Source organism: Bacillus sp. AP50 (genome assembly GCF_040492675.1).
Classification (GTDB): Bacteria; Bacillota; Bacilli; order Bacillales; family Bacillaceae_G; genus Bacillus_A; species Bacillus_A cereus.
Genome location: NZ_JBEUTW010000075.1, coordinates 1 through 9,456 on the forward strand (window position 1 = coordinate 1; position 9,456 = coordinate 9,456).

Genomic DNA, 9,456 nt, shown 5'->3' on the forward strand with positions numbered 1-9,456 from the left:
CAGTAATACGAGATTTAGAATGCATAGGAACATCTCCTAATTTTTATTTTTATAACCTGATACTAATATTAGGTTATAAAAATGTCAATATAGATTTTTGTTGTATTAAAACGATAATACTTAACTTACTATGAAGGAATTTGGCGAGTGCTGTAAAAATAATATACGAGAAGTTTCTAAAATTGATAATTGCTTTTGTTATTTTTATTGTGAGAAAAACTCGCAAAAAATGACGATTTTCTTTAGTGTGATATAGGTTGTTAAACCTTGTGAAAGCGAATTACTTATGCTACACTTTATGTAACTTAAAATGAACGGAGGGGCTTCCTTTGATCTTAATCAGATTACGTCTCAATACTTTGTGCCAATAATTGAATAGCGCTCAAAGGCTCTGTCTGTGTACAGAGTGAACGGGATTGGTCTGCCTATTTTAAAGGAACCCTTTATTAAGCTTATATGTGAAAAAGAGGGAGGGACGAATACGCCCTCTTTTTGTTTTGCCTTTATAAATAGAATGGGATTGTATAGGTGAACGCTTATTGTGTATACGTATACGATCTTGGGACTTTTTGACTATAAAATAGGATGAAAGCATAGCTTTCTTCTATTTCTTTGGTGAACCCTTATCCGTTTACGAAAACACAGGCAGCGACCTGTGTTTTTTATTTTACGTAATCGAAATGGAGGAATAAATATATGGAAGAAGTATTACAAAGAGCAGTTTTAGTTGGAGTAAATGTAGGTAATGAAGATGATTTTGCATATTCGATGGAAGAGTTAACAAATCTTGCGGAAGCTTGTGATGTAGAGGTAATTGGGCAAGTAACGCAAAATTTACAACGAGTAAATCCATCGCATTATATCGGAAAAGGAAAGATTGAAGAAGTAGCAGCGTATGTACAAGAAATAGATGCGAATATGGTCATCTTTAATGATGAATTATCTCCTTCACAAATTCGAAATTTAGAAGAGGATTTAGATTGTAAGGTAATTGATCGTACCATTTTAATTTTAGATATTTTTGCGCAACGTGCGAAAACGAAAGAAGCACAGCTGCAAGTAGAAGTAGCACACCTTCAGTACATGATGCCTCGTTTAATTGGTCTTCGTGAATCGTTAGGGAGACAGAGCGGCGGCGTTGGTACGAAAAATAAAGGTGTCGGTGAGAAGAAGTTAGAGTTAGACCGTCGTAAAATTGAAGAACAAATTTCAGTTTTGAATAAAGATTTAGAAGCGCTCGTTGCCCAGCGTCAAACGCAGCGAAAGCAACGTAAGAAAAATGAAATACCTGTTGTAGCATTAGTAGGTTATACGAATGCAGGAAAGTCAACGACGATGAATGCAATGCTTGAACTTTATAATGGTACAGAAGAAAAACAAGTATTTGAAAAAGATATGTTATTTGCGACGTTAGAAACATCTGTACGAAATATTGATTTGCCAGATAATAAATCATTTTTATTAACAGATACAGTTGGATTTGTAAGTAAATTACCACATCATCTTGTGAAGGCGTTCCGTTCAACGTTAGAAGAAGTAGCGGAAGCAGATTTACTTATTCACGTCGTAGATTACGCAAATCCAAATTATGAACAATTAATTGATATTACAAATGAAACGTTAAAGAAAATTGGAGTAGAAAATATTCCAACGATCTATGCTTATAACAAATCAGATATGGTGGATGTTGAAATTCCGAAAGTACAAGAAGACCGCGTGTATTTATCTGCGAAGAAACATGTTGGAATTGAAGAGCTTGTAGAAATGATTCGTTCCCATATTTATAAAGAATATACGAAATGTGAAATGTTAATTCCGTATGATCAAGGACAGGTAGTTTCGTATTTCAATAATCATGCGCACGTTTTATCAACGAGTTATGAAAATGAAGGTACGAAACTAGAAGTGGAATGTAAGACGAGCGATTATGAGAAGTATAAGCGTTTTGCAATTTAATGTAAGAGGCAACCCAGTTTGTGATTGGGTTGCCTTTTTCTATAATGTTTTACTGCTGAAAGTTACAAGGATGCAAGTCAATGATGGGAGTTAAGTTATATTTCTGGAAAAAGAAATGAAAGCAGTATAGAATAGAAATGTTTCAAAAGTCAGAATTTATTACACCTACTGTAATAAATATATATTTTGTACAGAAAGGAGCGATTCACATATGCAGGCAGTTTCACAAAAAAACACAGTAGAAACACCGACAATATATCGAATATTATTTGCGATTAGTTTCGGACATTTTTTAAATGATTCGATGCAAGCAGTTGTGCCGGCGTTGTTTCCTATTTTGGAAAAAACGATGAATTTATCCTATATGCAAGTGGGGTGGATTGCGTTTGCGTTAAATATGACGTCATCGATTATGCAACCGGTGTTTGGTATGTATTCAGATAAGAAGCCGTCACCATTTTTATTACCACTCGGTATGTTTTCAAGTATGCTTGGAATGATTGGACTCGCGTTTGCACCAAACTTTATTATTGTTATTATTTCTGTTTTATTTATTGGCTTAGGTTCCGCAGTCTTTCATCCAGAAGGCGCTCGTGTTGCGTATATGGCGGCAGGTGCAAAACGAGGGTTAGCGCAAGCGATTTATCAAGTTGGGGGAAACACGGGGAATTCTTTAGCTCCTATTTTTACAGCGCTAATTTTCGTTCCACTCGGTCAAATTGGTTCATTAGGTTTTACAGCATTTGCAGCAGTAGGAATTGCATTGTTAATTTTCGTATCGAATTGGTACAAAAATGAATTAGCAACCGGCGCTGTAAGAAGGAAGAAGAGAGCTGCGCTTGAGGCGGAAAATGCAATTGTAAGTACACACATTAAATTTGTTATTATACTTCTTGTTTTTCTTACTTTTGTGCGCTCTTGGTACGGTGCCGGTATCGGGAATTTCTATCAATTTTACTTAATTGAGCATTATGGTTTATCTATAAAAAATGCCCAGTATTTCGTATTCGCATTTATGATTGCTGGTGTGTTAGGCACTTTCTTCGGGGGACCGTTAGCAGATCGATTTGGTAAGAAAAACATCATCGTATTTTCAATGTTAGGTTCAGCGCCACTTGCGCTGTTATTACCACATGTCTCACTTGTGTGGGTCGTACCTTTATTTTTATGTATCGGTTTTATTAGTTCAAGTAGTTTTAGTGTAATTGTTGTATACGCGCAAGAGCTTGTTCCGGGAAAAGTAGGGATGGTATCAGGTCTAATTGTAGGTCTTGCGTTCGGCCTTGGTGCTCTAGGTGCTGTAGTACTAGGAAAGTTAGCTGATATATATAGCCTTCAGTTCATTATGATATTATGTAGTTGTTTACCGTTAATTGGACTTACTTCATGGTTATTACCAAGTGATAAGAAAACGATAGAATAGGGGATGCACTATGAAATTATGTGAAAACGTAACAGAATTAATAGGAGATACACCTGTCGTCCAATTATCTAAATTTATTCCGGAAGACGCAGCGGACGTGTATGTGAAACTAGAAATGTTTAATCCATCACGTAGTGTGAAAGACCGTGCTGCTTATAATTTACTTCACGTTGCAGAAGAAAATGGTCTCATTAAACCAGGGGATACAATTATTGAACCGACAAGCGGGAATACAGGAATTGGTTTAGCGATGAACGCAGCAGCTAAAGGGTATAAAGCGATTTTAATTATGCCAGACAATATGTCAAAAGAGCGTATTAATTTATTGAAAGCATACGGGGCAGAAGTAGTTTTAACACCAGCAGAACAAAGAATGCCAGGAGCAATTGCGAAGGCGTTAGAACTGCAAAAACAAATACCGAATAGTTTTATCCCGCAACAATTTGAAAATCCAGCTAATCCGAATATTCACCGTTATACGACTGCACTTGAAATTTACGAACAAATGGATGGAGAACTTGATGCTTTTGTTGCAACGGCAGGAACAGGCGGAACGATTACAGGGACTGGTGAAACGTTAAAAGAGAAATTGCCAAACTTATATATTGCAGTAGTGGAACCGAAAGGATCTCCCGTTTTATCCGGTGGTGTACCAGGTCCTCATAAACTAGTAGGAACAAGCCCAGGATTTATTCCGAAAAACTTAAATACAGAAGTGTATAACGAAATTATTCAAATTGCAGACGAAGAGGCTTTAACGACAATGAGAAACTTAGCTAGACAAGAAGGATTATTAGTTGGGCCATCTTCTGGAGCATCTGTTTACGCTGCAATCATGATAGCGAAACGTCTAGGCGTTGGTAAAAAAGTTTTATGTATTGCGCCTGATACAGGTGAACGTTATTTGAGCATGGGGTTATTTGAATAAAAAGGATAGAAACACCTTAATAGTGAATAGCTGCTATTAAGGTGTTTGTTTTATGGAATGAAGAGGGGGAGAAGAACAATGAAACTATTAAAACCAATCCATGAATATAGTGAGCGTATTACAGCGTATAGACAAGCGTTTTTACACTCAGGGGAACAACCACATGGAAGTAGTTCTTTACAAAACTTTGATTCTCTTGATGAATGGTTTGAAAAAGTGAGTAAACAAGAACTAGGAGAAAATTTACTAGCTAATCGAGTGCCATCTAGTCAGTTTTTAAGTTTTGAAAAAGGGGAACTTATAGGTTTTGTGAATATTAGACATAGATTAAATCCAGAATTATTACGGGAAAGCGGTCATATTGGATATAGTGTCCATCCGAATAAACGTCGCCACGGTTACGCTACGAAACAACTACAACTTGCATTAGCTGAAGCGCAAAAATTAGGATTGCAGAAAGTATTAATAACTTGCGATAAATCCAATATCGGTTCTGCTAAAACGATTCAAAAGGTTGGAGGTGTGTTAGAAAATGAAGTAGTTTCTTCTCGTACTGGTGAAGTTATTCAGCGCTATTGGATAGAAATATGATTAAGTAGGAATTTGAAAAGGTAATGCAAGCTGTAATATCGAAATAGATAAATGAAATATAGGGGATTACTGCAATTTTAGGGGGAAATGAAATGGGATTAAAAGAGAGAGCGATAGAGATGTCAGAGATTTATAGGCAAAATCCGAAAGTAGAAGCTATTATTTTAGCGGGTTCAGTAGCTAGAAAGCTTGAAGATGAACATTCAGATATAGAATTACATATTTTATGGTCAACACCGCCAGAAGATGAGGATCGTAGGGCCCCTATTTATCATATTGATGGGACAATATTATCGTATCATCCGTATGAGGAAGAAGAATGGTCGGAAACGTATTTAACGAAAGAGGGAATTAAATTAGAGATTAGTAACTTTTTAACAGAGACAGTAGAGAAAGTAATTTCGGATGTGGTGGATCAATATGATATAAATTATGAAAAACAATGTATTGTATCATCCATTCATGATGGTGTTAGTTTGTATGGAGAAGGGAAAGTGAATGAATTAAAAGAAAAAGTAGCGGCATATCCAGATGAACTAGCAAAACTGATGATTTCAGAAAATCTATGGTTAAGTAATCGTTGGCACAATCGAAAGGCGCTTTTAAAACGGAAAGATTGGCTTATGCTTTATGACGTTATTTGCGAAGTACAAAGGAACGTATTCGGTGTTTTATTTGGTTTGAATAAAATGTACGTACATCATCCAGCGTTTAAATGGATGCCTAATAATGTGGAACGAATGACTATTAAACCTGAAAAATTATATGAACGTATGGCGGACACATTAATAGGGAATCCAGAAAAAAGTGTGCAGGAGTTAGAGTTGCTAATAGAAGAAGTGTTGCAACAAGTTCATACATACGCGCCAGGAGTAAATGTGGATGAGCAAGAAAAATCTATTTTTTATTTTGTGAAATAGAAAATAGTAATAAGGGGGAAGTTATGGGTTTTTTTAATAGGTTTTTTAAAAAAGTTGAAAAAGTAAATGAGCAAGAAGCTACTCTTCATGAATTAAGTGAAGAATTGTATGTTGAATCACCGGTAGAGGAAGCGACTAGTTACTGGGTATCAATGGCACAAAATATAATTGTTAATGCTGTAAAAGCGGCTGACAATGATGTGGAACGTGCCTTCGTGTTATTGAATTTGAAGAAAGGTGAGGCTTCATTTGATATTTTTTATCAAATAAATGGGCAATTGTATTTCTGGGATCAGCTAGAAAATGAGACGATAAGAAATAGAATTCAGAACGAGTTGTTACCGCAAGCTCCAGAAGTTTCAAATGCAGTAAATGAGCAATTTCGTGGAGCTGATCACCCTATAATTTCGTTCGCACAATTGCAGTTTGAATGGGAAACGAAAGCCTGGTTCTCACATATAATTTGGGAAGATAGCCTTGCTGCTCAATTGCCCAAAACTCAAATTCTAAATGAATGGTTTCGTGTAATTAAAGAAGAAACGAAAAATAGACCACTGGATAGTGATGCGAAATTTTCTTGGTATCCATCAAACTCTTAAAAAATGAATACAGAGAGACAGGTTATGTTTCTAGATGATTTGTATTATTGAATAAGTATCAATAATACGTAATTCTTTTTCTATTGCCTGTTAGAATTCGTTATGTACTAAGCTACTTGTTTTCTAAACTAAAACTTATATTTCGAACTTTTAAATAGATTGTAATACATAAAAATTCGAAATATAAGTTGACACTATTTTTAATGTGTGATAAAAATGATAGTAATCAATTCGGAAAATAATATTTGGGCAATGAAAGGGTATAGTAGTGAATATCTCCCTATTTCAGAGAGCTGATGGTTGGTGTGAATCAGTATATAGATTATTCATGAAGTTCGTCCTGGAGCATCTTTCATAAATCTCATATTTTGAGGAAATGAAAGACGGTAGTTTATACCGTTATCAAATAAAGTGGTGAAGATTTTTTCACAACTAGGGTGGTACCGCGATATTTATCGTCCCTACGTATTTACGTAGGGACGTTTTTTATTTAGGTCCTAACTTTGGTGAGGCTTCATAACTAGGGTGGTACCGCGATATTTTATCGTCCCTACGTTTTTGCGTAGGGGCGTTTTTATTTAGTTGGTTTCTTAGTGTTCTTCACAACTAGGGTGGTACCGCGATATTTTTGTCGTCCCTACGTATTTACGTAGGGGCGTTTTTTTATTATTAGGGAGGAAGTGAACGTATTAGAAAAGAGTATTGATAGAACAATATAAATACCGAATTGTAACAAAGAAAAAGAGATAGAGAGGAGATTAACAAATGAATTCACAGCAATGGACATCGAAATTAGGTTTCGTATTAGCTGCAGCAGGTTCGGCAATTGGTCTTGGGGCGATTTGGAAATTCCCATATATGGCCGGCATTGGAGGAGGCGGAGCGTTCTTCCTAATTTTCATCGGTTTCACATTATTAATTGGTTTACCGCTATTATTAGCTGAATTTGTTATTGGAAGAAGTACACAAAAAGAGGCTGTTGATGCATATAGAGAGATTGCTCCTAAAACGTTATGGCCTTGGTTAGGTAAATTAGGAATTGTAACATGTTTCATATTACTTTCTTTCTACAGTGTTGTAGGAGGCTGGATTTTATTATATTTATGGAATGCGATTACAGGTAGACTATGGGAAGGAAATGGAGCATACGAAGCTACGTTTGGTGAAATCATTTCCAATCCATATTTAGCAGTTGGATCACAGCTATTATTCATCCTTATTACTATTTTTATCGTAAGTAAAGGTGTACAAAATGGTGTTGAAAAAGTAAATAAATATTTCATGCCAGCACTATTCGTTTTATTCTTTGTATTAATCGTTCGTGCACTTACGTTAGATGGTGCTGGAGAAGGAGTTCGTTTCTTCTTACAACCTGATTTCTCACATGTAACATCAGAAGTTATTTTATACGCAATGGGGCAATCGTTCTTCTCATTATCTGTTGGGGTAGCCGTTATGGTAACGTATAGCTCATACTTACCGAAAGAAGAAAGCTTACCACGTTCAGCATTTTCTATCGTAGCCTTAACTCTTGTTATTACATTACTTGCAGGACTTGCAATTTTCCCAGTTGTGTTCGCATTTGGAATGGAACCATCTCAAGGACCGGGACTATTATTTATCGTATTGCCAGCTATTTTCAGTAAAATGGCATTCGGAAAATTATTCTTCATCGTTTTCTTATTATTATTCTTCTTCGCTACGATTACATCAGCAATTTCGATGTTAGAAATTAGTGTCGCATCGTTAACATCAAAAGGTAAAGGGAAACGTGAAAAAATGGCCTTAATCGTAGGGTTATTAATCTTCGTTGTTGGGGTACCATCAGCATTATCATTCGGTATATTAAGTGATCTGAAGATTTTCGGGAAGACAGTCTTTGATTTAGCGGACTATGCAGTAAGTAACGTATTAATGCCACTTGGTGTATTATTAGTTTCTATCTTTGTTCCTTTAAAAATGAAGAAAGATGTATTAATGAAAGAGCTAGGTGTAAGTAAAAATAAAGGTTATAAACTATTCGTATTATGGTTATTCTTACTTCGTTATATCGCACCAATTGCGATTATTATCGTATTCTTAAATGTACTTGGCATTATATAAAAAGAAAGGTAGCGTATCATACAAAGATACGCTACCTTTTTATTTTGCTCTTTTTTGCAATTCATTTACTGTTACGAACTGATAGCCCTTCTTAGATAAAATTTCGTGCTTTAAGAAGGGTGTGGATGCAAGGAGAAGGAATTTATCATATAATAAAATGCAAAAGGTATATTAGGAGGTGTTTATATGGCGATTATAATTCAATTGCCAGACACTGCAACGTCTCATGCAAAGCCAAGTATGGAAATGGCGATACTTTGCGTGAGGTAGACAAGTAATATACAATCGCCTATATGAGCTCGTATCATTTTTTATATTTGGCTTTGCACCTTATTGAAATGAACCATAAAAAATAAGGGGCGAGCAGAAATGAAATACGTAAAAGCTAATGCTGTTTTACCGGAGAGTTTAATTACTGAAATTCAAAAGTATATACAAGGTGAAACAATTTACATTCCGAAACAAGAAACGAAACATTATAAATGGGGTACACGATCTGGCGGAAGAAAACAATTAGATGAAAGAAATAAAGCAATTAAAGAAGCGTTTAAAAGTGGGATTGCTATTCATCAACTTGCAGAAGAATATTTTCTTTCTGGGGAAACGATTAAAAAGATTGTGTATTCTAAATAAGAGGAAAAGAGTCTGATTCATATATTACTTTGAATCAGACTCTTTTTGTTTTATATGTATTGGATATATGAAGTGTGAACGGGCATGATAATAGAAAAAATGTGCCGTTTTTTTATTAAATGCTATACAGAACATTTGAAGAGTAGAAAGGTGAACGTATATGAATCATATTGGACAAATAACGATAGAGCTTTTAATTGGTTTTTTTGTTCTATTAATTGCTACAAAAATATTAGGGAAAACACAAATATCTCAGCTAACGCCCTTTGATTTTATTTCTGCAATCGTCCTAGGTGAGCTCGT

The 9,456-nt window shown here is 35.3% G+C and carries 8 protein-coding genes, 1 pseudogene and 1 other annotated feature; all 9 genes and pseudogenes read left to right on the forward strand.

Annotated features, from left to right (window positions below):
• Window positions 1-696: 696 nt before the first annotated feature.
• Window positions 697-1,956, forward strand: coding sequence for a GTPase HflX (gene hflX, locus ABWK52_RS07375; protein WP_098280997.1), 1,260 nt, complete (start codon window positions 697-699; stop codon window positions 1,954-1,956).
• Window positions 1,957-2,167: 211 nt separating this feature from the next.
• On the forward strand, window positions 2,168-3,379 hold the full coding sequence (locus tag ABWK52_RS07380) for an MFS transporter (RefSeq protein ID WP_001149411.1): 1,212 nt from the start codon (window positions 2,168-2,170) through the stop codon (window positions 3,377-3,379).
• Window positions 3,380-3,389: 10 nt separating this feature from the next.
• Window positions 3,390-4,307, forward strand: a complete 918-nt coding sequence (gene cysK, locus ABWK52_RS07385) for a cysteine synthase A (protein WP_098280996.1) — start codon at window positions 3,390-3,392, stop codon at window positions 4,305-4,307.
• A gap of 78 nt (window positions 4,308-4,385) precedes the next feature.
• Window positions 4,386-4,898: a GNAT family N-acetyltransferase gene (locus ABWK52_RS07390; RefSeq protein WP_000771279.1), complete on the forward strand. Its 513-nt coding sequence runs from the start codon at window positions 4,386-4,388 to the stop codon at window positions 4,896-4,898.
• 92 nt (window positions 4,899-4,990) lie between these two features.
• Window positions 4,991-5,818, forward strand: a complete 828-nt coding sequence (locus ABWK52_RS07395; RefSeq protein WP_098541482.1) for a DUF4037 domain-containing protein — start codon at window positions 4,991-4,993, stop codon at window positions 5,816-5,818.
• Window positions 5,819-5,841: 23 nt separating this feature from the next.
• Entirely contained in the window at window positions 5,842-6,417 is a 576-nt protein-coding gene (locus ABWK52_RS07400; RefSeq protein WP_000505545.1) for a hypothetical protein, read from the forward strand.
• A 243-nt stretch (window positions 6,418-6,660) separates the two neighbouring features.
• Window positions 6,661-6,883, forward strand: a binding site (T-box leader).
• 299 nt (window positions 6,884-7,182) lie between these two features.
• Entirely contained in the window at window positions 7,183-8,520 is a 1,338-nt protein-coding gene (locus tag ABWK52_RS07405) for a sodium-dependent transporter (RefSeq protein ID WP_001088187.1), read from the forward strand.
• A gap of 369 nt (window positions 8,521-8,889) precedes the next feature.
• Complete coding sequence (locus ABWK52_RS07410; RefSeq protein WP_000878325.1) at window positions 8,890-9,153, forward strand: CD3324 family protein; 264 nt, start codon at window positions 8,890-8,892, stop codon at window positions 9,151-9,153.
• 160 nt (window positions 9,154-9,313) lie between these two features.
• Window positions 9,314-9,456: pseudogene (locus ABWK52_RS07415) on the forward strand (DUF421 domain-containing protein); the annotation flags it as partial.